Below are 25,475 nucleotides of genomic sequence, written 5' to 3' on the forward strand. Positions count from 1 at the left end.
TTCAATATTCATTTATTTTCTTAATCATGTGCTGAAGCGTTTCTATCACGATTTCTTTATCTCTCATTTCTGCTGAATAGGACTTGCTTCTCATACTGTCATACGATATGTTTTCCTGATAGGGAGTTGACAGATACGGAACAATATTTTTGAATACGCTATTCAGAGAACGTGCCATAACGATTTTCAGGTCGTCCGCCGCTCTTAATATCAATGCCATTTGATCAACAGAAAGAACAGATAGGAGTTTTGTTTTTTCCTTCTGAACAACTTCTTTGGGGTTCTCAACTCCTTTAAGTGGAACTATCGAATAATGTATCTGCTTTTCCAGATAGAATACTTCCTGTGTAAACCAATTAGAAACGTGCTTATGCAGATCCGCATCTTTCCGATTAAAAATTATCCCTGGCTTTTTGTGATATTGTTTAAACAGTTTAAGATAAAAAAGTAACCTGTCCATTTTTTCACCGGGTTGGTCAAGGTCGTTAATGCTGGCGGCTAATCTTTGTGTAAGGCTATAAATGTAAGTTTTGCTATTAAAGTTCATATTGATGAGCAATTCATCAAGCCTGGAGTAAACAGCAGCCTCATCCACAGGTTCGAGGCGCTCCAATTCTAAAACTAGGTCTTTTGCATAAAGTATTTCCTGAAAAATATATGTATGCTTATCGGAAGGCTGAGTTAGAAATTTTTCCAATTCCTGTTTTAATATTTTAAAGGTCGTGAGGTAAGGCTCATAACCACGGAGCGTACTATCAACCGACAATAGCCGCTTTGTCAGTTCTTTTTTTAAAAGGGCGAGGTATGTAGCAGGTACTCTTTCATCTACGCTTAAGTAGCTTGTAAATCTGTGCTCAATTAAAGAGAGTAGCTCATCAATGCAGACAATTATGGTGTCTAACACCTGTCTTACGGGGAGGCTATCTTTGACCAGTTCCAAGTCTTCCAATGCCTGATCTAATAACGTAATAAGGCTTGAATGATATTTCTTTATCAGACATCGGATTTTTGGTTCGTCATTCAGACTAAACACGTTGGACTTAATGGCAGTCTGAACCTTGTCCTTTTGAGATATTACCTGATCCTTGATTTTTGCAATATCACCAGGTACGATAACATCTACCTTGCTTTTTGCCGGGTTCAATGTTACGGTAACCAAAGTATCCAGCCATTCCAATACATAACCTTCACACATACCCTCTACTTTAGTTTGGCGACTATTCGCCACTACAAAGGTAGGATGGGCTACTACGGAAACATATACGGCATTTCTACTATTTTCGTACTCAATTAGTAGTAAATCAGTGGCTTTCAGCTATTTACTCAGCTTATTTAGAAGCTCTACTTTGTTGGAAACGTCTACTTTCGCAAAGATGTTTTGGATATGCTTTGTTACTGTTTTTTCTGAAATAAATAGCTCTTTTGCTACGTTCTTATATGTTTTGCCCTTGAATATAAGTCGGGCTATTTCTGTTTCCCGTGACGTGAGGTGAAATAACTTACTGTTCTGTTCAAATCTTAAAAGCGAAGACTGAGCCATATTGTCAGCCTCTTGGGTTTTGCCTGTTTTTAAGGCGGCAATAGATGTGCTAAGTATTGCCTTCTGCTGCCGTACGATACTGTCGAGTATGGTTTCAATTTTCTGACTTAATTCCTCAAACGAGAATGGTTTTGAAATGAAATCTATTGCGCCAAGCCGCAGGCCCTTCAGTCGGTCTGTAGGCGTAGATTTAGCGGTCAAAAATATAATAGGTATGTGATTATACTTGTCTTGTTCTGACAGCGTTTTGGCAAAAGCGTAACCGTCCATCTTGTCCATCATAACATCGGAAAGTATCAGATCAGGCATCACAGACATTTCAAATAGCTTCTTTAATGCTTCCGAGCCATTTCGGGCGCCAAATACATTGTAGGTAAGCCGGAGTTTATTGGAAAGGAAGTTAATCATTGCTATGTTATCCTCCACCAGCAATATTGTTCTTTTTTGCGCATCATAATCACTGTCACTTAGTTCATCGTAGTTAAAATTATAATTGAGCTTATTTAAGCTGTCTACTTCCTTTACAGGTTCGTCTTTATCGGTTGGCTTATAACGGGGGAGTGTAATGACAATTTTTGTGCCCCGCATCTTAGCCGGGTTACTCTCTATAAAAATAGTGCCGCCAATACCTTCAACTACTTTCTTCACTATCGGCAAACCAAGTCCCATGCCTTGAAGACTGGTATTTTTATAGCCAATTTGGTAATACGGCTCAAAAACTTTCTTTTGCAAATCTTCCGGAATACCAATACCAGTATCCACTACTGAAAAGATAATCTCATCTTCCTGACTTGTCAATGAAATGAGCACTTCGCCATCCGGATCAGTGAATTTAATGGCATTCTCAACAATATTATTTACTATCCTGTGAATAGCATTGGGATCTGCTTTAACGAAAATATCCTCGTCTAGGCAGGTGGAGCACTCGATCTTATGCTTTACACAATAATGCTTGAACAGAGGAAGGCTGTCCCGAAGGATGCCGCTGAAGTCAGAAACCTGGTTATGTTTATAGGTATCAATTCCTTTAGAAAAGCGTTCGAGATCGAATAGATTAATAACATCAGCAGTCAGTTTATCTACGCCACCTTTTATAACATTCAATTCTTCAACAGTCCCATATTTCGTGATGTACTCATCCAAGTAGTTTTTTATCAATGTCAGCGGCGTTTTTGTTTCATGAACAAGGTTGATGAAGTTGTTTGTTCTTTGTTCATTGATCTTCTCAAGTTCCTTAGTACGTTTATTAACTTCATCTTTAAGGTCAGCATTCCAGCTTCTCAGTCGCTGTTCTGATTCCATCAGTTTTTCATGCTCGAATCTTACCACCCGAACATGCCTCATCACCTGTAATCCGAACAACAGCAGAAATCCTATGTTGGTAATTAGCGCCTCAACTGCCTGACCTAAATCAAAATAAGTAGTGATTGGCAAACCTACCCACGGCGTCAAACTAAACAGCAACACAACCATTTCCTGACGGGCTTCGGAGCTTGAAAAATCATAGTTGTATTTATGGCGAATAGCCTTACCCAAAGAAACAATTACCCAAACTGCATAAAGTACAGGAATGATAAGCAAATTTTGTGTGTCTTTTAAATCTCCGGTAAGCCAAAAAACAAAGACAAAAATGCAGTATGGCAGAATTAGGAATAGATAGACACCCTTATAGACGTGAAACTTCAGCTTAGTTAAGCCAAAGGCTCTATAGACGTAATAGGGAAAATAGCAGGGTGTGATGAAACCTGTTGCATATGCAATAACTTCTTGTAAGAAAAATGATCCCGGCAGTTTTGGATCAGGAAGCAGACCTCCTGTGATGTTATAGATGAGCAGTAGAAAAATAAGTATAAGGTTGAGTGTAGTGGTCTTATCATCTGGTCGGGCTAAACGAAATATTGCCAGATAGAAAAAGATAACTATTTCTATGCTCACGAAAAAGAATGTGACAATGTGCATTTGTGTCCCGAATACCAGCATTGCCGAATTATTTTACATCTCTCTTGAAGAAATACAAATGGTATGACAAATCCTGTTCATTATAAACTTCAAATCCGAATTCCTTATACCAGGGTAAATTCTTAACCGTTGAAGTTTCCAGATAAATAGGGCGATTGTTGCTGTTACTGTACTCAATAATTTCCTGAAGTAGTGTACTTCCAATTCCACGTCCTTGCGCTACAGGGTCAACACCGATAAACCATAAGTGCGTCATTGGTATTTTAGGCTGTATGCTACCTATCAGCTTTTCTCTTTTTAACGTCTTACTTATATTGCCTAAGCCAACAGCTTGAAGAATGAGTTTCGCATCCAACACTGTTGATTTTAACGTAACCTTCTTTTTATCGGGGTAAACAATAAGCGCACATGCCTTATTATCATCGGAAATAAACACATCACCAAATGCTGTACATATTTCAAAAGAATAATCCATTAATGCCCGAATTCTCTTCTCCCTTTTTCTGTCTTGTTTAATTATGTAGTTGACACTTAAATTAGCGTCGAACGATTCGGCGAGAATGTCAATCACCAAATGCTTGTCATTGTATTTTGCCTTTTTCATAAAAACTTTTCTTTAATGGCTATTTATGTATTGTGTTTACTGATATGCTGGAAAGAAAATAAGTCATTAACAGGACGACAATAAACCCTATGATTAATAGAATAATGAAAACTACACGCCATACAGATACCTTTTTGGGTACCGGTTCGGTCTTCCTTTTAGCTTGCTGTACGTGTGGTAGTTTTTTATGTTTCATTAGATCCTTCGTTTAATTTAGAATGAAGTTTGTGTACTTAGCTCCTATATAAGGCTCTGACAATTCATGGAGTTTGATGTTTAAATTCATGGCCTTGCTATTTTTGTCATACTTTAATCCAGCTTATTGCCTTCTCTCTATCCGCGACAGAAAAAAATTCGATTTCTGCATTTTTATAGGGTTTTAATATCTCATTAATTTGTTTATCCCCCTTTGACACCCCTACACAACTTATTTTTTCAAAATCTTCGGCGTGCACTATTCCGTCAATAAAATTTGAATGAGACCATTGATCAAAATTTTCTACTTCCAAATACCAACGCACCTTTTTGCCAGTGAGCAGTATATTATGAACGAGAGGATATATTTTCTCATAATCCATTCGTCTCAATTGCCCATCGGCTTTTGTAGCAATAATATTCTTGGAGGTAAAATCTAACAGTTGTAACATTTACTAAAATCTATGCTCGGTTCATGTTGTATGATTATTTATAGTTCATATTGACCCTTAAGCCGGAGAGTTACAGTAATATCCTTATTTCCGGAATTTCTAAAGAACCAGCCATGCTTTCCTTCATATGGTGATAGAAAAGTACCTACCATATTATTAGAATTTGCGATGGTATAACTCTCAAAATATACATCATTGGAGGCTGCTGCTTGTTTCACTTCACCGTGAAAATCAAAATAAAGCACTCCGTTATCAGTCACCCATTCGTATTTCATTTTTCCGTGTTTAAGCATGTATATTTTGTATTCAATGCCTTTCCCTGCCGGCACAGTGACTTGAACACTGTCATCTCTTAGAGCGAGCTGAACTTCAGGTGGAGGATTGTCTGCTTCTGAAGGCCGTTGAACATCTGGTCCGGAACCAGCTTTCTCCATTTTTATTATTGGAAAATTGTTTGATGATGTTGCAGTGTTAAGACCAACTTCAGGCTTTGAATTATCAGGAATATACAACCTGTTAAAACCAAATAGCTTTCCTGCGCCTGTGGGATCAATGCCAAATTCGGCTGGTAGTACGGCTGTTATGAGTAAGACAAATCCAATGATCAATGAAAGGACAGTTGCCTTTATAATTTTCTTTTTCTCCGGTATCGGATGATTTATTTCTGCCATTATGTTCGTTTTTAAGAAGTGATGTAAGCGGTTAATTGATATCCTAACAGTAAGAATCCTGCTGCCATCAGCATAGTATTCGTTAGTGTAGAAAACTTAATGAAACTTGAGTGACTTCGCCATAGCGTGATAATTATCAGAACAAAAGCCAATGCGATAAATTGACCTATCTCAACGCCGATATTAAATCCCAGGAGATTTGTGAATAGACCTTCTTTGTCGAATTTGAATTCCTGCAGTTTACTAGCAAGCCCGAACCCGTGAAATAAACCAAAAATCAGAACTGCCGCTTTTGTATTAGGCTGGGTTCCAAAGAACCGCTTAAAGCCTCCTAAATTGTCGAAGCCTTTATACACTATAGAAAGCGCTATAATTGCATCTATGAGGTAGGAATTAATCGAAATGTCGGCCATTACTCCAAGCAGGAGAGTTAGGCTATGTCCGATAGTAAAAAAACTTACATAAAGCAATACTTCTTTAGGGCGATACAGAAAGAAAATCACTCCTATCAAAAACAGTAGGTGATCATATCCTGTGAGCATGTGCTTGGCGCCAATGTAAAGGAAAGGTCCAAAAGCCACGCCGTCATTACCTGAAAGAAAGGTCTGCGTATCCCCATCTACGCCATGAGCCAAAACATTATTACCGGTCCCGCATAATATAAGAATTACAGCGAGTGATACTATTTTCTTTAAATTCATATTTTTATTTTTTTTCATTAACTCTTCTCTCTTTAATTGTATAGAGAGAAGAGTTGGCTCAAAATAATTTAATGGGTATGTCCATGAGCAGCGTCCGCACTATCTTTTGCCATTTTTTCGGCGGCAGCTTTTGTGCTGTCTGTAGAACTCATGCTTGTATCTACATCCATTGTCTCTTGTTCACTTTGTGTGGATGTATCAGATTTATTGTTAGAATTGCTTGAACAGGCCGAGAATATAATACAGGCCATTGATGCGATGATGATTAGTTTTTTCATGTTTATTTCTAATTGTTTATTAATAATTTGATTAACCATAGAAGTTTAGTGTTGATGCCCGTGTTCAATATCTTCTTGGGAAATATCACTATTCTTGAATTTTGCGTTAATATTTTGGCCTTTCACGGTTAGTGAAACAGTGCAGTAGGTGAAAACATTGGCTTTGGGAGTATTTACCTGCAATGAGTTTTGACCTGTCTTAGTAAGCGAAGCTGTAGATTTTGTTTTATTCAGAAATTCAAACAAAACAGACCCTGCAATATCCTTATCAGATATTTCTTTTTTTCCGGATTCACTTACGTAAAACTGAATGATGTTCTTTTCCTTGACCATTTCTATGGTATAATTTCCGGTTGTTTGAATTATACCTCCGTACTTGGATTTGCTTGTTTGCTTAGCGGTTTGTGCTAAAGAAATTGTCGAGCCGATAATTAAGAAGGCAAAGAAAATGGCAATTGACTTGATCTGTTTCATTTTGTCTGATTTAGTGATTGAAATAATTAGTATTTTTTATCGCTTGCAGGAATTTTGTTAGTCCTGAATTTTTATTCTCAAAAGTTTTATGGAATTAAGGAATACCAATGTGTCTGGAAGCAAGTGGATAGCAGCCGCTTCGACTGGGCCAAGTATTCTCAGCAATACGAGTGTAATGCCAATAACATGTACTACACCCACGCCTACAATAATGTTCTCCTTTATGGTGCGAAAAGACCGCTTGCTGATGGTTCTGGCCCTGGCAATCTTTTCCAGCTTGTCCTCCATTAATACAATGTCAGCGGCTTCCATCGCTGCTTCTGTTCCCATAGCACCCATTGCGATGCCAACATTAGCCTGTACCAGGGCAGGGGCATCGTTTATGCCATCACCTACCATTGCTACTTTTGCACCAGGGCCTTGTAACTCTTTAATTATTTTTATCTTGTCTTCAGGTAATAAATTAGCCCGGTAGTCAGTAATCCCTACTTGTTCAGATACATGCTTCGCGGTTTCAGAATTATCTCCTGTAAGCATAACAATGTTCTTTACGCCACTTTTCCTAAGTCCTTCAATCATACTTTTGGCTCCACTTCGAATAGCGTCAGACACGTAGAATATTCCTGCAAGCTTCTTTTCAATGGCAAGAAATATTGCAGTATCGGTTACATTGGTTGTCGCTCTTAAAACAGATACTCCTCGTTCTTCCATAAATTCTTTATTACCCAATAATAGCATCTGACTATCGACAACTGCTGTTACCCCCCGGCCTTTTACTACCTCAAATTGGCTTGGTTCTTTGTATGGTAGTTTGAGATTGTCTGCATAACTCAAAATTGCTTTAGCAAGCGGGTGGCTTGAACGTCTGTCAGCCGCCGCAGCAAGTTGTACAATTTGATTTTCATTATAATCTCTATTGATTAATTCAACTTGATTTACGGTGGGACTGCCGACGGTTAGCGTTCCAGTTTTATCAAAAACAACCGTAGTGACCTTAGCAAGCTCCTCTAAGAATTTTCCTCCTTTTACAAGAATACCTTCCCGCGCAGCACGAGCAATTGCTGCAATGGTAACCAAAGGTGTTGCCAATCCTAATTCAGCCGGGGAAGTAAAGATGAGCAGTGCAATAACAAGCCTTACATCACGGGTAAAAAAATAAACAGCGCCGACAAAAACAAAGACGACTGGAATTAGCCAGGACGCAACTTTATCTGTCAGTTTTTCAATAGGAGCCTGCTGGCTTTCCGCTTCTTCTACCAATGAAATAATACGTGAAAAAACGGTGTCTTTTCCTGCTTTCGTCATTTTCACATCGAGGGCTCCTAATTCAACAATAGTCCCAGCAAATGCATCACTCCCTGTTATTTTTTCCTGCGGGGTACTTTCTCCAGTAATTGGAGCCTGATTAACTGATCCTGAACCACTGATTACCTTCCCATCAACCGGTATTTTTTCGCCTGCTTTCACCAAGATTATGTCACCAATTTGCAAATCTTCTATCGGAAGGGTTTCTTCTTTGTCGCCGCGCTTTACCAGAGCCGTTTGGGGAACAGAGCCAATTAATTCTTTTATAGAGGCTCTTGCTCTTTCGCCACTTGCGCTGGCAATATATTCTGCAATCAGAATGATCATCAGGACTACAGCGCCAGCCAGGTACTCTGCACCTAAAACGGAGACTATGACAGCGATAGTAATAAACAGCTCGGTGCCAATCTTTCTTTCTTTGATTAGATCCTTCAACGCAGTTTTTACCAAAGAGAAGAGCCCGAAAGCCATTGAGGCAAGCAGAACAGGCAATGGTATCATCTTTAAATAAAATAGCAGGCTGGCTAATCCAACGGCGAGAATACTGATGATCTCCCAGAAAAACTGCTTTGAAAAGAATACTTTCGTAATATTCATGTTTTAAAAATTAGATGGTGAAGCATTTACTCTTCTTCAGAATTCCTTAAAGCGGATAAAATGGAGTATGCGTTCTTTGTTACAACTTGGGCTTTTTGTATGTCTACATTTTGCGGCATGATGACAGCTGTATATCCCTCTTGCTCAACGCCCATCTTTACCTGCTCTAACTGAAATGTGTATTCTTTTGAAGATTGAGCAGTCTGTAAAATCACATAGTCTTTACCCTCTAACTGGACGATTGCTTCTGAAGGAACGGCATACTGCTTCTCTGATCCCGTTTCTATCCATGCCTTCACATACATTCCCGGTAAAAGCCCAGTGCTACGCTCATTTGTTAAATGACAATGAACAGGTACAATCCGGTCGTCGCCGGTTGCCTGGCCAATCAGGAAAACCTTCGCAATACGGTTAAAATTATTTTCGTTTGCTAAAGAGAATTTGACCGTTTGACCAGTTTGAATTTTACTCAAGTCTTTTTCATAGGCATTGAGTGCCAAATGAAGATCATCTTTATTGATAATCTCAAACAAGATGTCTGTTGGCGTCGCGTATTTACCGATATTTACATTGCTGGTCTTAATAAATCCACTGATTGGAGCATACAGGTTAGCTGTTCTGGTAATTTTTCCCGATTGAAGGGCAGATCTGCTAATACCTGCTAAAGCAAGCTGTTGTTCCAAGCCTGCAATACGAGCCTGCATTACCTTATAATCTGACGCAACTTGCTGAAAGGTTTTTGCCGCGTTAACGTCTTCCTCTCTTAATTTTTGCTGACGGTTATACTCTTGCTCAAGAAATTGCAAACGGCCTTTGCTCTCCAGGTACTCCTGCTGCATCGTAATAAATTGAGGATTTTCTATGGTAGCCAAAACCTGACCTTTTTTTACTGCCTGGCCCGGAAGCATACCCGCAGTTTTGATATATCCCCCCAAAGGAGCTGACACAGACGCCATGCTTTTTGGTTCCACGTCAATTACACCATTTAGCTTAATAATATTGCTCAGATTGCGCATATCGATTTTTCCGGTTTCAATGCCAGCGAGCCGATATTGATCTGACGTGAAGGTTATTTGTTTTGTTATTGTGGTAGTGCTATCCACCGTAGCAGAAGTTTCTTCGAGAGCTGCTTCTTCTTTTTTATCTGTTTGCTTATTCCCACAGGCTGCCAGAAACAAAAGTGCCGCTGATGCAACCGGAACAAGTTTATTGAATGCTAATTTCATCGTTATTTAATTTTAGTTGTATCGTGTTTATTTATTGCCTATAAGTGTTTCGATTGCATTGACCGACTGATTATACTGGTATAGATTATCCAGATAATCTGATTGAATGCTGATTGCCAAAGTCAGGTTTTGAAAGTGCTGTATGTATGATATGTCACCGCTCTGGAACCCTCTCTCCGAATTATTAATGATTAATTCTGCCTGTGGCAATGCTTGTTTCTGGTAATAGCTTATCGTGTTTTGAAGCTTATAATACTGTTGAACCAGCTTTTGCAACTCACCTTGAAGCGTAGTCTTTGTCAGGGCTATTTGTGTTTCTGCTATGTTTTCATTGATTTTAGCAGCATTTATCCGAGACCGATAACCTCCGGGGAAAATAGGAATGGCTACACCAAGCTGGTAAAAAGAGAAGCGATCACTGCCAGTAAAAGTTCGGTTAGTACCATTGACGTTTTGAGTGCCTTTATAAGTTTGGCTGCTATAACCTAATATAATGTCGGGCAACATTCTGTTTTTTTCCACTTTAGTCTGCAGTTCATTGACTTTTAATTCTTGTTGCAGGTATTGAATTAAGGGGTTTTTAGCAACCGCACTGCTGTCAGTTGGAAGTGTTAGACGCTTTTGGGTTAGTCCCGAATCTGCCACACTAATGTTATCAGAAGTATTTAACAGTGTTTGTAATTGCTTTTTCGCGATTGCCAAATCTGCATTATTTTGCTCTATCTTATTTTTTATCTGCATCGACTGGGCAGAGGATGTAACGCTTTCCAACTTTGTCGATTCTCCTGTTTCATATCGTAGTTTGCTTGATCGATCAAGGTTGCTGTAAACACTGTCCTGATGAAGCAGCAACTTCCTTTTTTCAGTTACATAGAGGTATTGCAGGTAGGCAAATTTTACATCAGCTATCAGATCATTTTCCTGTATCACTTTATACCGCTTGCTGCTTTCTATCCTTCCGCTTGCCAGTTTAGACTGGCTGCTATATAATGTAGGAAAGTCTAAACGCTGTGTAACATTTAGAAGATTATCCTGTATGGTGGGATTGCTTACTACGCCTTGTGTATAGAACAGGTCGGTTTTCGGAATAGTAATGGCACCGGCTTTAAGGGATTGCTGCAACTCTACCTGGTATTGTGCAATCTTAACTATGTTGTTATTCTTTAAAGCCTCATCAATTGCCTGTTGCAAAGAAAGTTTTCTTTCCAGCCCTGGATTAATATTCTGCGCCTGGACATTCAGGGAAGGAGCTATAACGCTGCCTATTATGAGCAGGGTTGTAATCATGGTGACTTTTTTCTTCAATTTGACTTTCCCTGTAGTAAAGTAGATATAAAGAACAGGCAGCACAATAAGCGTCAATAACGTAGCAGAAAGTAAACCACCAATAACGACTGTAGCTAAGGGGCGTTGTACTTCAGCTCCCGAAGTAGTCGAAATCGCCATCGGCAAAAATCCGAGTGAGGCTACCGTAGCAGTCATCAACACCGGTCTTAATCTTACCCTAGTTCCTTTAAGTACACGTTCGTAAATATCATCAACGCCTTCTTTCGCGAGCCGGTTAAACTCCGCAATCAATACAATACCATTTAACACCGCCACACCAAACAGCGCAATAAATCCAACACCGGCAGAAATGCTGAAAGGCATTCCTCTTGCCAGCAAGGCAAAAACTCCACCTATTGCCGACAAAGGAATGGCGGTAAAAATCAATAAGCTTTGCTTAACTGAACCGAATGTAAAGTAGAGCAGCAGCAATATGAGCAGCAATGCCACCGGAACCGCTATCGCCAACCTTTGAGTAGCTTCTTTTAAGTTCTGAAATTGGCCACCATAAGTAACATAATACCCGGCTGGCAAATCTACTTTTGACGCTATTACCTGCTGTATATCATTTACAATGCTTTGAACGTCGCGGTTCCTAACATTAAATCCAATGGTTATTCTTCTTTTAGCATTATCTCTTTGAATTTGAACGGGCCCTGGTTTGTAAGATATTAAAGCTACCTCGCTAAGCGGGATTTGCTGACCGGATGGCGTACTTACATATAAATTCTTCACATCGGTAATGTCTGTACGATATGCGCTATCCAATCTAACTACCAGATCAAATCTTCTTTCGCCTTCGTATACCACACCGGCTGATTTGCCTGCAAAGGCCGTTTCGATAGCATTGTTTATATCTTCCACGTTCATCGCATATTGGGCGATTTTATCGCGGTTAAGCTGTATTTGAATTTGCGGCAAACCGGTAATTTGCTCTATGTACAAATCTTCCACCCCATCAATCGATCTTATCTTTCGGCCGACATCATTTGCCATGTCAGAAAGAATATTCAAATCTTCTCCATAAATTTTAATCACAACGTCCTGTTTTGCTCCGGTCAGTAGTTCATTAAAGCGCATTTGAATGGGCTGCTGGAAGCTAAATGTGGCATTCGGAATGACAGCAAGAGATTGCTGCATCTTTTCTATCAGCTCTTCCCTTGTTTCCGCACTCTTCCATTCCTTTTTAGGTCTGAGAATAACCATCATATCACCAGCTTCAATCGGCATGGGGTCTGTGGGAATTTCGCCTGATCCAATTTTATTGACAACCTGAAGTACTTCAGGATAATTTTTAAGGATGATGGTTTGTGCTTTTTGCGAAACATCAATCATTTGTTGAATAGAGCTTCCTACGGGAACCCTGGTTTCAACTGCAAAGTCTCCCTCGTCCAGTTGCGGAATAAACTCGCCTCCCATGCGGGAAAATGTAATTAACGTAATGATGAAAAGTCCAACAGCGATCATCACCACTAAAAGCTTTTTATGGATGGCAGTTTCTATTACAGGACGATACATCCGTTGAAAGAAATTCATCATTCGGTCTGAAAAATTAGGTTTATGCTCGGTTTTGCGGCTTAACCCAAGTGCCGACATCATGGGAACATAAGTAAGAGAAAGCAGGAATGCGCCCAGAATGGCAAAGGATACGGTTTGCGCCATTGGCTTAAACATTTTCCCTTCAACACCTACAAGAGCCCAAAGCGGCAAATAAACAATCAGGATAATAATTTGACCAAAGGCAGCGGAGCTCATCATTTTACCAGCAGACTCCCGAACCTCTTCATCCATTTGAGTAGAAGACAATTTTTTTATTCCAGGATGATGATGTTTGCTTTGTGTGATCCTGTGCATAACTGCTTCCACTATTATGACGGCACCATCCACTATTAACCCAAAATCGATTGCCCCCAAACTCATCAAGTTGCCTGATACTCCAAACAAGTTCATCATGGCCACGGCAAACAACATGGAAAGTGGAATAACGGAGGCTACTACCAAACCACCACGAAGATTCCCAAGGAATAAGATGAGGACAAAGATTACGATTAAGGCGCCTTCAGCTAAATTTTTGGTCACTGTGGCAATTGCACTGTCTACCAGTTTCTTTCTGTCAAGGTAAGGCTCAATCGTTACGCCTTTTGGAAGCGTCTTTTTAATCTGCTCAATTTTCTCTTTTACATTGGTAATAACTTCAGAAGAGTTTGCGCCCTTAAGCATCATCACAATACCGGTAACCACTTCGCCTTGCCCGTTTCGTGTCGCCGCCCCATAACGTACACCATGTCCAAACTGAACTCCTGCGACGTCACGGATCAATACCGGTGTTCCATCCTCATTGGCTTTGATTACAATTTTGTTTAACTCATCAAGATTTTTTATTAAACCCTCACTTCGTATGAAGTAAGCATTTGGGTTTTTATCAATGTACGCACCACCTGTATTCTGATTGTTTTTCTCCAGTGCAGTAAAAATATCTGAGATTGTAACTTCCATACTGCGAAGCTTATCAGGGTCAATGGTTATTTCATATTGTTTTACAAAGCCGCCGAAACCGCTCACTTCAGCAACTCCGGGAGTACCCAATAACTGGCGCTTGATGATCCAGTCCTGAATGGTGCGCAATTCGGTCGCATCGTATTTGTCTTCATATCCTTTCACTGGATGGACCACGTATTGATATATTTCTCCAAGTCCTGTAGTGACCGGAGCCATTTCGGGCTTCCCGATGCCTTCAGGAATGTTGCTTGCGGCAACTGTAAGGCGTTCTTGTACTTGCTGCCTCGCCCAGTACAAGTCCACATCTTCTTTAAACACGATTGTAACGATGGAAAGCCCGAAGCGGGAAAAGGAGCGCATATCCTTAATGCCCGGAATACTCACCATTGTCTGCTCCACCGGAAAGGTGACCAGTTGCTCTACTTCCTGTGCCGCTAATGTTGGCGATACCGTAATTACCATGACCTGGTTATCTGTGATATCTGGAACAGCATCGATTGGGAGCTTGGTCAGGGAATATGTACCCCAACCAATCAGAGCGAGAGTAAATAACCCGATAAGAAGTTTATTCTTTATCGAGAATTGAATGATTTTATCTAACATTAGTTATTTATATAGTTAAGTGACATTAAAAAGGTATTTGCAGCAGTAAATCCTGAATCCGTTTCTAACAACATGTCACGGCTTACGAGCCTGACTGGAAAATATGATTACCTTAATGAAGTAGCATTAATGCAAGACGGCTGTTGCGCCCAAAGTGACATTAGATAGGACGACGGACACCAGAATAGGCAATTCGACGCCTAAATCAAATCAGGCATTAATTGTAAGAAAGGAATTAGCAGGTAGGAGGACCTCTGAGAGAGAAAGAGTGTAATCGGTAATTATCGGGAGTAACATTTATCTCCCAAAAACGCTGCTTTTTGTAATTAGCATACCAAATCAAGGAGTATTCAACCGACACCAGATAAGGCATATAATCAAGCGCTTTGATTTGGGGGTTGATTTTCTTTTCAACTGCGCCTAAATACACCAGATTTCTTTCGGCTGAGCTGTGCTGAAAATGAGAAAATGCATTTTGAATATCTTTCAACCCGCTATTTGTCTGATGTGGTATGGTAGCGGAGTGCTCAAGTAAATCATTCTCATCAACATGAAAATGGGGTACAACATCGTGCCCCATAATTACCATGAGTGATAAAATAAAAGTGATATACCTGAATTGCTTCATTATGCTATAAACACAGTTTGCCAAATTTAAGGGCTAAAGATAGCAATATTTTCTAATTTTCCGCTATCAACCTTTTAGCCTTTTACAATATTTATTTTAAATTTTATAATGTGTTTCCTGCGGATCTTCTAATCCATGTTACTTTTTCCTGAACGGGCCTTCTTTTAGAAATTGCAACCGGAGGCTTCATTATGTGACCGATATAGAAAAAGCCCAACAATCTGTCCATCTTGGTTAATTGAAAATGCGCTTTTGCCTCTTCAAAGTAAGTAATCCCCGCAGTACTCCAATAACAACCTAAACCATAGGCGGTCACAGAAAGAAACATATTCTGAACTGCGCAGGCAGTAGCTTCTATTTCCTCTATCTCCGGAAGCTTATTTGTTTCATTTCTTTTCATTCCGATAACGATAACATGAGAAGACATCAAGGGATAATCGAATAGTTTCTTATACCGGCTTTCATCAAAATCGTTGCCAGCATGTTGTTTGTAAATCGTGGCCTGAAGCGCACTAAAATATTGTAACCCGTCACCCGAAAAAACGGTAAACCGCCAGGGTTCCGTCTGTTTATGATTTGGAGCACGATTAGCATTTTCCAATATCTGCCAGATAATTTCATCGGGCACCACTTTGCCCTTCTCATATTGGTAGGGATATATACTTCTCCTATGCAATATGATAGAATTTAATTGTTCTGCGTTATATTTTTTTTCTTTCATATTTACCTTAATAATCTTAACCCGCTTAATATAACCAGCACCGTACTTCCTTCATGACCTACCACACCCGATGGTAAATTAATAACACCGCCAATGAAGTTTAGTGTAATTAAGGTAAGTGCTACTGCAGTTGCAAACACCACATTTTGTTTTACCACACGGTTTGTACGCCTTCCTAATGAAATAGCAAACGGAATGTTTTCAATGTTATCTGCCATTAAAATAATATCTGCTGTTTCCATGGCCACATCCGTCCCGCCGCTTCCCATTGATATTCCGACCGAGGCAGTAGCTAAAGCCGGTGCATCATTTACGCCATCACCTACCATTGCCACCTTGCCGTATTTGGCTTCCAGTTTTTTTACAGCTTCTACTTTTTGTTCTGGTAAAAGCTCGGCATAAACTTCATCAATGCCTGCCTGCTTGCCCACTGCTTTACCAGTAGTTTCACTGTCGCCAGTTAGTAAGGCTACTTTTATGCCCATTGCTTTTAAATCATCCATCACTTTTTTTGCCTGGGGGCGAATGGTATCCTGAATAGAAAGTAAGCCTATTAATTCCTGGTTTGCCGAAACATATATTACTGTTTTACCCTGCCCTTCCAGTTCATCGGCTTTTTGTAAATGCTCCGGTGGTATAGTTATATCTTCAAACATCTCCAGCTTGCCTATCTTATATACTATATTATTTAAAGACCCATGAACGCCCAAACCATGAATAGCCTGTAATTCTTTTGGTCTTTCTAATGGAATTTTTTTTTCGTTGGCTGCTTGCACTATGGCTTTGGCAATAGGATGTTGAGAAAGCGTTTCAATAGAAGCCGCTAAACGAAAAAGTTCTATTTCCGTGATATTTTGCAAAGGAAGTATATCCATTACTCTCGGTTTTCCACTGGTAAGCGTTCCGGTTTTATCAAAAGCAACCACTTTAACGCCGCTTACATTTTCAAGATGGACACCTCCTTTGAATAGAACACCTTTTCTTGCTGCATTGGAAATAGCTGATAAAAAGGCAGGCATGATGGATGATACCAAAGCGCAGGGTGAAGCAACTACCAAAAAGATCATAGCCCGGTAAATAGTTTCGCTCCATGTCCAGTTAATAAAAAAAGGGGGAAAGGTCATAAGTAGAATGGCAGCGACAACTACAAACTTTGCATAACCACCTTCAAATCGTTCTACAAAAAGCTGTGTGGGTGGTTTTTCATTTTGTGCTTCCTGAACTAAGTGAATTATTTTTGCCAGCATCGTTTCTTTTGCCGGTTTGGTTACTTGAATCTGTAAAGCTCCCTGTCCGTTTATCGTTCCGGAAAAAACCTCATCATCTTTTTTCTTGTCTACCGGAATGGCTTCGCCAGTGATGGATGCCTGGTTAATTGCAGAATATCCGTCAATAATAATTCCATCAGCAGCAATACGGTCGCCAGGTCTTACAATAATAATATCTCCTTTTTTCAGGTCTTTCACTTTTATCTTTCGTTCCATACCATTTTGCAGTAACATGGCTTCCTCCGGCAGTAACTTCATAATAGATTGAATGGCTTTATTTGTTCGTTCCATTGTATAGCCTTCTAAAGCACCGCTCAATGAAAAAATAAAAATCAAAATAGCGCCATCCATCCAGTAGCCAATAGAAGCAGCGCCAATGGCAGCCACCACCATTAACAAGTCCACGTCAAGCTGCTTTTCCTTAAAAAGGGTTTCAAGTCCTTCTTTAGCTTTTTGATAACCGCCAATTACATAGGCAAGAATATATAAACCGATTTCTACTCCTCTCATGTCATTTTTTCCTGCCCACCAGGCAAATGCGATAAACAAAAGGCATAAGCCGGTAACGACTGCCGCCCCATTCCGCTCCCAGTTGCCAAAAGACAATCCTTTTTTAGGTTGAGTTAAAGTTGCTGTTTGCTCCATAATTTTATTATTACTTGTTGAGAATATGTTTTTTAAAAACGGTTCCTAAATCCCTTTCCGAAAACCATATATCATCTGGATGAAGATGGAGGATGGGTGCAGCATTACACCTGTCGGTACAGCCCATTACGTCAGTTTTAATTTTATCCTGCAACCTGTACTTCTTAATATAGTTTTCCAATAGTTTGCCTTTCTTCTTTTTACAGTTGGGGCCAACACACTGATAAATGATAATATCGCTTCCTGTTTCCTCTCGATTTTCTATATACATATATCTACAAAATTAACCAAGTCGGCAGCGGTAAAACAGGTAAAAAACCGACATTTTTCGGTAGCTTTGCGTTATGAAATCTGTACAGCTTTTTAAGGATGTAGAAGTGACTGTCAAGGAGGTTGCTACGAATAAGTCAGGACTTCACAAACATCATTTTTTTGAATTGATTTACGTTCTTGATGGCACGGGCGTTCATAATATCAACAATAACCATTTCGATTTTTCAAAGGGCGACGTGTTTTTGCTGACACCGGAAGATGCCCATACTTTTCAGATTGTTACTTCAACCAAATTTTGTATTGTTGATTTTACTAAGAGTTTTTTCTGTAAAAGTGTCCACAGGCATGAGGAGAAAATGGATGTCAGTGACTTTTTCAAAAGGCTGGAATATATTTTCCACAATCATCATAATGTTAAGGGAAATATTATAGCCAACACCGACCGGAGCCTATTCAAGGTTTTGATTTATCAGTTAATCAAAGAAAAAGAGAAGAATCAGATCTTCGGAGAAATCATTCTCCAGAATATCGTTTTTTTACTTCTTCATCTTATTGCCAGAAACATTCAGGAAAGTATGACCACCTTTTCAAAAAAGAAAAATCCGAAAAGTAAAATTCATGAAATAACGGCATATATCCAGGAACATATTTATGATAAGGAACTGATTAAATTAGAAAATCTGGCTGCCTGGTTTAACAAATCTCCGGACTATCTGAACCGGTATTTTAAAAGCGAGACAGGCAACACGATTAAAGACTATATCATCCGATATAAACTCAACCTGATCCAAACAAGGCTTAAATTCAGTGACCTTACTATATCAGAAATTGCAGATGAAATGAACTTTACCGATGAAAGCCATTTAAACAAGATATTTAAGAATGAATATGGGATGACAGCTAAACAATATAGAACCAAGTCGCGTAAACTGACTGCAATCCTTTAATTTTACTCTATAGATTATCGAAAAAAGAGCATTAGATGCTCGTAAATAAAGAGAACCATTGCAACGAACAGAATTAAACAAAAAATAAAGATTAAAACATCAGAAAAAGTTAATGGCTTCTTTTTTGGTTTGCGTTTAGGACTGCTTGTGCCTGGTTTTAAATGAGGCGTTTATCTGTTTCCTCTTTTGATGTTCTTTTTCATGGAACCTCCTTGTTGCTAATTGATTTAAGTCGGATAGAAACTGCATTGCTGTGTGCATATAACCCTTCGGTTGCAGCAACGCTTGTTCCGGCACTTATCTTTCCCCAGGCATTGTCTCGACTTCTATCTTAAGCTCCCGCTGTGCCTCGTGAAATTTGTAAATATTTTTTTCCGCCTGTTGAATGGATGCTTTTAACCGCTCATTTATTTTTCCGGAAACTCCTTCTTTTTCTTGTCGGCTAACCTGAAATGCATCGAGATCAACACCGGCAAATTGCTTTGTAAACTTTCGAACGGACTTATTCCCTTCGGCTTTCACTTCATCCAATATCTGCTGAGCAATGGTTTTGATTTCTTAAAGATTTTTAATTGGACGTGTCATCATTACATCCCATTCTGCTCTTGATATATTTTTATATAACTCCAAGTCTTTTTGTATTAAATTTCACACTCACATCTCACAGATGATGTTCATAACGGAAATGAGCTGCCTCACTTTTCAATTTCCTTTAACTTTGCTTTCATTACTTTTATTTCCTCTCGCTGACTGGTTATAATTTCCTCCTGCAATCTTTTTATTTCCGGATCTTGTGATTTTGATTGTTCGCTCATCAGGATGGCTGCTGCATGATGGGGGATCATTCCTTTCAAAAACTGTTTATCCGAAACTGCTGTTTGAAACTGTATAAGCAAGAAAAAGGCTATCAGCCCTATCGAGCTTAGCGAAATAAGAACCGCATTCAGTCTTTTGTTCATATACATTTTACGCATTAAAACCAGTTCAATAATCATCATCGGCATGGTCATCAAAGAGGCCATGTAGAACTGGTTAATATTAGGATACACATTTTCCAGGCGGTTTACCATCGCATACATCAGAATATACATGGAAATAAATGACAGCACCAGCATAACCAATAACTTCCTGTATGGATGTCCACCATGCGCCATTGTTTCGTTTGTGTTTTTGTGATTTTCGCTTTTCATGATCTATGTTTTTTTTATTTAGTTTGCGTCTAATCCGAACCAACATGTTTTAATTGAGCTTTGCGCTTCTCAGCCGTAAGGAATTCAGGATGACGGATACCGAGCTGAAACTCATGGCCAGGGCAGCGATCATTGGAGAAAGCAGCAGACCGAAAAATGGATATAGAATTCCTGCTGCAATTGGAATCCCCAATACATTATACCCAAGCGCAAAAAACAGGTTTTCTTTAATGTTCCGCATCACTTTGTGGCTCAACAGCCTGGCTTTAGCAATCCCATTCAGGTCGCCTTTTACTAATGTAATTGCGGCACTTTTTATGGCCACATCGGTTCCGGTGCCCATGGCAATACCAATATCCGCCTGCGACAATGCCGGGGCATCGTTAATGCCATCGCCAGCCATTGCTACCTTTTTTCCTTCAGACTGTAAACGCTTTATTTCTTCCAGTTTATTTTCGGGCAGCATTTGGGCTTTATATCCGTCAAGGTTTAATGCTTCACTTACCGCTCTCGCAGTATCTTCATTATCGCCTGTAAACATCATCACTTTCAAACCCTCTTCCTGTAATTTGCGGATGGCATCTTTGCTCGATTCTTTAATCTTGTCCGAAATGACTACAAAACCAACGGCTGCGTTATCAACGGCGAGATAAGATACTGTTTTACTCTGTTTTTGCTCCGCTTTGACCTGTTCATGCAATTCAGACGAAACTTCCGCTTCTACTTGTTCCATCAGTTTCCTGTTGCCCAAAGCGAGTTTTTTGCCTTCCAGCATCCCAACAACCCCTTTCCCCGTAACCGCTTCAAAGTTTGAAACAGGTTGAACGTTTAATTTCTTTTCTTCTCCGTAGCGAAGCGTTGCCTGCGCCAATGGGTGTTCACTGTTGCTGTTAAGTGATATTATTTTTTGAAGAATATCATTTTCGCTTAGTTCGGGTTTTACGCTGATGACCTTTTCAACAGATGGTTTTCCTTCCGTAACCGTTCCCGTCTTATCAATGACCACTACATCAATGGCATTCATTTTTTCCAGAGATTCTGCATTTTTAATGAGCACCAGGGATTTTGCTCCTTTTCCAACACCCACCATAACAGACATTGGCGTGGCAAGGCCAAGTGCACAGGGGCAGGCAATGATCAATACCGCTATTGCATTTACAAATGCATATACATATGCGGGTTCCGGTCCATAGATTGCCCATACAATAAAGGTGATGATCGCTATCAACACCACTATCGGTACAAAATAGCCAGAAATTTTATCGGCCAGTTTCTGGATAGGCGCCTTTGAACGGCTTGCAGAATTGACCATTTCAATGATCTGGGACAGTAAAGTTTCAGAGCCTACTTTTTCGGCAAGCATGGTAAAAGTCTTGTTCCCGTTTATGGTGCCTGAACTTACCTTGTCGCCCGGTCTTTTATCAACAGGGATCGGTTCACCAGAGATCATAGACTCATCAATCGTTACTTCTCCCTCTTTGATGCTTCCATCAACCGGTACTTTTTCACCGGGCTTTACACGAAGCAAGTCGCCCTTTTGGATATCATCAATGTTTACGAGCAATTCCTTTTCTCCCACAATTTTGGTGGCTTTGTTTGGCGCTAGTTTCAGCAATTCTTTAATAGCGCTGTTGGTTTTTCCATGCGCCCTTGCTTCCAATACCTGGCCTAATAATACCAGTGCAAGGATGACCGTGGCTGCTTCAAAGTAGACGTAAACCGTTCCCAAATGGGCCTTAAACTGGTCAGGGAAAATACCGGGAAACAACAAGGCAATAACGCTGAAAAGCCAAGCCACTCCGGCACCAATACCGATAAGTGTAAACATATTCAGCTTCCAGGTGATAAGTGACCGCCATGCCCGCTCAAAGAACATCCAGGTGGCATAGAACACGACCGGAATGGACAGGGCGAACTGTACCCAGTTCCAGTATTTGAGGTGCATCACTTCAAACAAGGGATTGTTTGAGATCATCTCTGACATGGAGATGATGAAAATAGGGACTGTAAAAATGATTGCTACTTTAAATTTCCGCAGCAGACTGGTGTAGGCTTTATCCTCTTCCTCAGCGTCGGCCTCCATAGGCACCAGATCCATGCCGCATATCGGGCAGGAATCGGGTTCATCCCGGATAATCTCAGGATGCATAGGGCAGGTGTATTTTGCAGCTTTCTTTACCGAAGGCTGCTGTACGAGGTCCATACCGCAAACAGGGCAGTTCCCAGGCTTATCGTAGGTTTTATCGCCCTCACAATGCATGGGGCAATAATACTTGCCACCGCTATTTCCGGAGGCAGGCTTTGAAGCAGGTGTCCCATGTATATGCGAAATGGCACTTCCATGACTGTGTTCTGCATGTTGATGGTTCTTATCAGTAAGTTGGTGCACAGACATATTTATAGTATAGTCTCCAACAGCAGACAACGCCTGCTGCAATTTCTCTGTTGGGATGTGTTTGTCCATTTTGATCCTTGCTTGTGGTGGTTCCAATGTAACCTCTGCGGAAACCCCATCAATGCCGTTCAACGCACTTTCAACCTTTGTACGGCAGCCGTTGCAGCTCATGCCGGTTATTTTATAGGTATGTTCCATGTTCTTGTATTTAATAAGTTACTGTTAACCCGGCCCCAATGCCCATATCACTATCGTAGTGGGTAGACAACGAAAAGTATTTAGTTACGATATACCTAAAGCCTGCCATGTATTCTTTGTCGGTATTGGCCATAAAGTTCATTCTTAACCGGCTTGTAAGCGGTATATCCTCACGCATGAGCTGGAAACGAACATTTCCCTTATTGTCCAACGAGGCGTCAGCAATAATCAGCATGGGTAAGGTATATTGTAAACCAATATGGAAAACCTGTCGGAAGTTTTTAGTGTTGCTTTGCCCGAATAGGTTCCTTCCTGGGGCAAGTGATTGGCCGAACAGGTTTTTTTCATTTGGATCAACTGTCCTTTTCCGGAAATCCCATCCTATGTACGGAAACCACCACTGCATTCTGCCAAGATACCTTCCAAAGTGGCTTTCGCTTTCGTATCCCATATCCTTATTTAACCCAATCCGCCATTCGGTAGAAAGCTTGTAACGGGTGTTTGCCAGCATAATTTCGCCGTCGCTGCCATTACTTTCCAGACCAATTCTTGCCATTGGGTGAAATTGCCTGTCATCAGAATTTAAACCCCGCTTGGCTACTTTGGAATCTGTGATATCCGTTTTGTCAACCAGCGTATCCTGATAGCTAAAAACACGGCCCATGCCACTCATCATGTGGTACAAAATATGGCAATGGAAGAACCAGTCGCCTCCGGGCTCTGAGGCTGCGAACTCGATGGTATCCCGTTCCATGGGCATAATATCGAGTACATTTTTCATTGGGGCATTCTCTCCCTGATCATTCAATATCCTGAAATCGTGGCCATGCAAGTGCATCGGGTGACGCATCATACTGTTGTTGAACATAATTATCCGCACATTTTCTCCCTTTTTGATCAGGATTTTGTCGCTTTCGGAAACGGTTTTATTGTCCAGTGACCATACATATCTGTTCATGTTGCCGGTAAGCTCGAATTTCAATTCTTTCCAGGGTCCTTTTGGTAACGTTGTTTTCTTTGGATCTCGAAGCATATTATAATTAAGCGTTACAATATCGGAGCTGGAGTTGTCCATAGCAGCCATGTCATGCATACCACCGTTCATCTGCATTCGGTCTGCTTTTGCAGTATCACCCGGATTTTCCGGGCCGGTAATTTCAGGATACATTACCGTGTTCATATCCATGACCTGGTTCTGCATTTTCATACCCTCCATTTCGATCATATTGCCCTGCATATCCATCATATCGTTCATCATTTTCATTCCGGCAAAATATTTCAGCTTGGGAAGTTTCTTAGCCACTACTTTTTCTCCGTCTCCTAACCACAGGGAGGCGGATTTAGTCCGGTCTTCTGGGGTAACCAGGAATTCGTAGCTTTTATTTTCAGGAATGGTTACCACCACATCATAGGTTTCCGAGACTGCAATAATCAGTCTGTCAACTTCCACAGGTTCCACATCATTACCATCGCTTGCCACGACCGTGATCTTCCCCCCAGAATAGGTGAGCCAGAAATAATCGGATGCGCCTCCGTTAGCGATGCGCAACCGTACTTTATCGCCTGCTTTAAATTTGGGATAGGTGCTTTGATTTTTTCCGTTGATCAGGAATTTATCATAATAAACATCACTCACGTCCATGGCATTCATGCGTTTCCATTCATTGTTAACCTTCGTTTTGAAATGTCCGGTTTTTATCGCTTCAAAATAGCTTTGGGTAGTGCCTTTCTTGATCGCAAACCAGTCGGTGGCGTTCTTCAGGCTGCGATGTACTTCTTCCGGCTTCATGTCTGTCCATTCGCTCAACATAACCGGAATTGTGGGAATGCTCCATTCTTGCCTTTTTTTCATGATAAACGAACCGTACATGCCAATCTGCTCCTGCAATTTGCTATGGCTGTGGTACCAGTGTGTGCCATGTTGAACAATAGGAAATTTGTATAGATAGGTTTCTCCCGGCTTTATTGGCATTTGCGTAAGAAATGGAACGCCATCCATCCGGTTCGGCAAAAACAATCCATGCCAGTGCAGCGATGTTTCTTCATCCAGCTCGTTATGGACATAAATTTCGGCTGTATCGCCTTGTGTAAATGTGAGCGTAGGCATAGGTATCTGGCCATTCACCGCTATAGCCCGCTTTGGCTTTTTGCCATAAGTTACTATAGTATCACGGATGTATAAATCATAGCGGACGGTTCTTGGTGGTTGGCTACTTGTAATCGTCTTTATAGGCCCTAAGTTTGCTTTCGCTTTTTTTATGTTTTCCAGCGTGGCATCATTATCGCCCATCTGCATACCATTCATGTCTTCCATGCTATCCATCTTTCCATTTGATGTGTCCCCTGGCATTTGCATTCCGTCATGCTTTTCCGGTACTTCTTTAGGTTCCTCTTTTACCAGTTTCATTCCGCATTTAGGGCAGTTGCCTGGTTTGCTGGCATGGATCTCAGGATGCATTGGGCAGGTATAGGTAACCGATTGAGCAGGCTTGGACGCCTCCTTTTTTGGATCCATTTTCATGTTATCCATCTTTTCCGGAACACTTTTTTTAGCAGGAACTTTCTTTTTGGACTGAACGATTTTCTGCTTTTGCACAACCAGTTTCATTCCGCACTTAGGGCAGTTTCCGGGCTTCGATGAGTTTACCTCCGGATGCATCGGACAGGTATAGATCTCACTTTGTTTGTTTTTCTGGGCTGATTGATCATGCCCCTCGTGTTGCGCAAATGCTAATTGCCCAAAACAAAGCAGCAGCACAACTATTATTATTCTATTCATT

General features: G+C 40.5%; 20 protein-coding genes. 1 reads left to right on the forward strand and 19 read right to left on the reverse strand.

Annotation, left to right across the window (positions count from 1 at the left end; genetic code table 11):
• Position 1: 1 nt before the first annotated feature.
• The 15 genes from GWC94_RS08490 to GWC94_RS08560 all read right to left on the reverse strand — a co-directional run bounded on the left by GWC94_RS08490 (position 2) and on the right by GWC94_RS08560 (position 17,963).
• A complete protein-coding gene (locus tag GWC94_RS08490) occupies positions 2–1,195 on the reverse strand; it encodes a hypothetical protein (protein WP_161834612.1) in 1,194 nt (397 codons plus the stop codon).
• Positions 1,196–1,315: 120 nt separating this feature from the next.
• Positions 1,316–3,475 (reverse strand): ATP-binding response regulator, encoded by a 2,160-nt coding sequence (locus GWC94_RS08495; protein ID WP_161834613.1) that lies wholly within the window; start codon positions 3,473–3,475, stop codon positions 1,316–1,318.
• A 52-nt stretch (positions 3,476–3,527) separates the two neighbouring features.
• On the reverse strand, positions 3,528–4,103 hold the full coding sequence (locus GWC94_RS08500) for a GNAT family N-acetyltransferase (protein ID WP_161834614.1): 576 nt from the start codon (positions 4,101–4,103) through the stop codon (positions 3,528–3,530).
• A gap of 302 nt (positions 4,104–4,405) precedes the next feature.
• Positions 4,406–4,750 (reverse strand): STAS/SEC14 domain-containing protein, encoded by a 345-nt coding sequence (locus GWC94_RS08505; protein WP_161834615.1) that lies wholly within the window; start codon positions 4,748–4,750, stop codon positions 4,406–4,408.
• 38 nt (positions 4,751–4,788) lie between these two features.
• Entirely contained in the window at positions 4,789–5,421 is a 633-nt protein-coding gene (locus GWC94_RS08510) for a hypothetical protein (RefSeq protein ID WP_161834616.1), read from the reverse strand.
• An 11-nt stretch (positions 5,422–5,432) separates the two neighbouring features.
• Complete coding sequence (locus GWC94_RS08515; RefSeq protein WP_202628672.1) at positions 5,433–6,140, reverse strand: HupE/UreJ family protein; 708 nt, start codon at positions 6,138–6,140, stop codon at positions 5,433–5,435.
• 50 nt (positions 6,141–6,190) lie between these two features.
• On the reverse strand, positions 6,191–6,400 hold the full coding sequence (locus GWC94_RS08520) for a hypothetical protein (protein WP_161834617.1): 210 nt from the start codon (positions 6,398–6,400) through the stop codon (positions 6,191–6,193).
• Positions 6,401–6,445: 45 nt separating this feature from the next.
• Positions 6,446–6,874, reverse strand: a complete 429-nt coding sequence (locus GWC94_RS08525) for a hypothetical protein (RefSeq protein ID WP_161834618.1) — start codon at positions 6,872–6,874, stop codon at positions 6,446–6,448.
• Positions 6,875–6,931: 57 nt separating this feature from the next.
• Entirely contained in the window at positions 6,932–8,776 is a 1,845-nt protein-coding gene (locus GWC94_RS08530) for a heavy metal translocating P-type ATPase (protein WP_161834619.1), read from the reverse strand.
• 26 nt (positions 8,777–8,802) lie between these two features.
• Positions 8,803–10,002, reverse strand: a complete 1,200-nt coding sequence (locus tag GWC94_RS08535; RefSeq protein ID WP_161834620.1) for an efflux RND transporter periplasmic adaptor subunit — start codon at positions 10,000–10,002, stop codon at positions 8,803–8,805.
• A 27-nt stretch (positions 10,003–10,029) separates the two neighbouring features.
• Positions 10,030–14,430 (reverse strand): CusA/CzcA family heavy metal efflux RND transporter, encoded by a 4,401-nt coding sequence (locus tag GWC94_RS08540; protein WP_161834621.1) that lies wholly within the window; start codon positions 14,428–14,430, stop codon positions 10,030–10,032.
• Between the two features lie 235 nt (positions 14,431–14,665).
• Positions 14,666–15,058 (reverse strand): hypothetical protein, encoded by a 393-nt coding sequence (locus GWC94_RS08545; protein WP_161834622.1) that lies wholly within the window; start codon positions 15,056–15,058, stop codon positions 14,666–14,668.
• A 103-nt stretch (positions 15,059–15,161) separates the two neighbouring features.
• The gene (locus GWC94_RS08550) at positions 15,162–15,779 is read right to left on the reverse strand and encodes a nitroreductase family protein (protein WP_161834623.1); all 618 of its coding nucleotides are present in this window, start codon (positions 15,777–15,779) and stop codon (positions 15,162–15,164) included.
• A gap of 2 nt (positions 15,780–15,781) precedes the next feature.
• Complete coding sequence (locus GWC94_RS08555; protein ID WP_161834624.1) at positions 15,782–17,692, reverse strand: heavy metal translocating P-type ATPase; 1,911 nt, start codon at positions 17,690–17,692, stop codon at positions 15,782–15,784.
• 10 nt (positions 17,693–17,702) lie between these two features.
• Positions 17,703–17,963, reverse strand: coding sequence for a (2Fe-2S) ferredoxin domain-containing protein (locus tag GWC94_RS08560; RefSeq protein WP_161834625.1), 261 nt, complete (start codon positions 17,961–17,963; stop codon positions 17,703–17,705).
• A 73-nt stretch (positions 17,964–18,036) separates the two neighbouring features.
• On the opposite strand from GWC94_RS08560, the gene GWC94_RS08565 reads away from it, so the two are divergent.
• On the forward strand, positions 18,037–18,912 hold the full coding sequence (locus tag GWC94_RS08565) for an AraC family transcriptional regulator (RefSeq protein WP_161834626.1): 876 nt from the start codon (positions 18,037–18,039) through the stop codon (positions 18,910–18,912).
• 297 nt (positions 18,913–19,209) lie between these two features.
• Here the strand turns inward: GWC94_RS08565 and GWC94_RS08570 are convergent, their stop codons facing one another.
• From GWC94_RS08570 to GWC94_RS08585, 4 genes are all read right to left on the reverse strand, one after another.
• Positions 19,210–19,467 carry a histidinol dehydrogenase gene (locus GWC94_RS08570; protein ID WP_317163481.1) on the reverse strand — a complete coding sequence of 86 codons (258 nt, stop codon included), beginning with the start codon at positions 19,465–19,467 and terminating at the stop codon, positions 19,210–19,212.
• Between the two features lie 140 nt (positions 19,468–19,607).
• Positions 19,608–20,102 carry a DUF305 domain-containing protein gene (locus tag GWC94_RS08575; protein ID WP_202628673.1) on the reverse strand — a complete coding sequence of 165 codons (495 nt, stop codon included), beginning with the start codon at positions 20,100–20,102 and terminating at the stop codon, positions 19,608–19,610.
• 49 nt (positions 20,103–20,151) lie between these two features.
• Positions 20,152–22,695: a heavy metal translocating P-type ATPase gene (locus tag GWC94_RS08580; RefSeq protein WP_161834628.1), complete on the reverse strand. Its 2,544-nt coding sequence runs from the start codon at positions 22,693–22,695 to the stop codon at positions 20,152–20,154.
• A 10-nt stretch (positions 22,696–22,705) separates the two neighbouring features.
• Positions 22,706–25,474 (reverse strand): multicopper oxidase domain-containing protein, encoded by a 2,769-nt coding sequence (locus GWC94_RS08585; protein ID WP_161834629.1) that lies wholly within the window; start codon positions 25,472–25,474, stop codon positions 22,706–22,708.
• Between the last annotated feature and the right edge of the window lies 1 nt (position 25,475).

Source organism: Sediminibacterium soli, from assembly GCF_009939225.1.
GTDB classification, from domain to species: Bacteria; Bacteroidota; Bacteroidia; order Chitinophagales; family Chitinophagaceae; genus Sediminibacterium; species Sediminibacterium soli.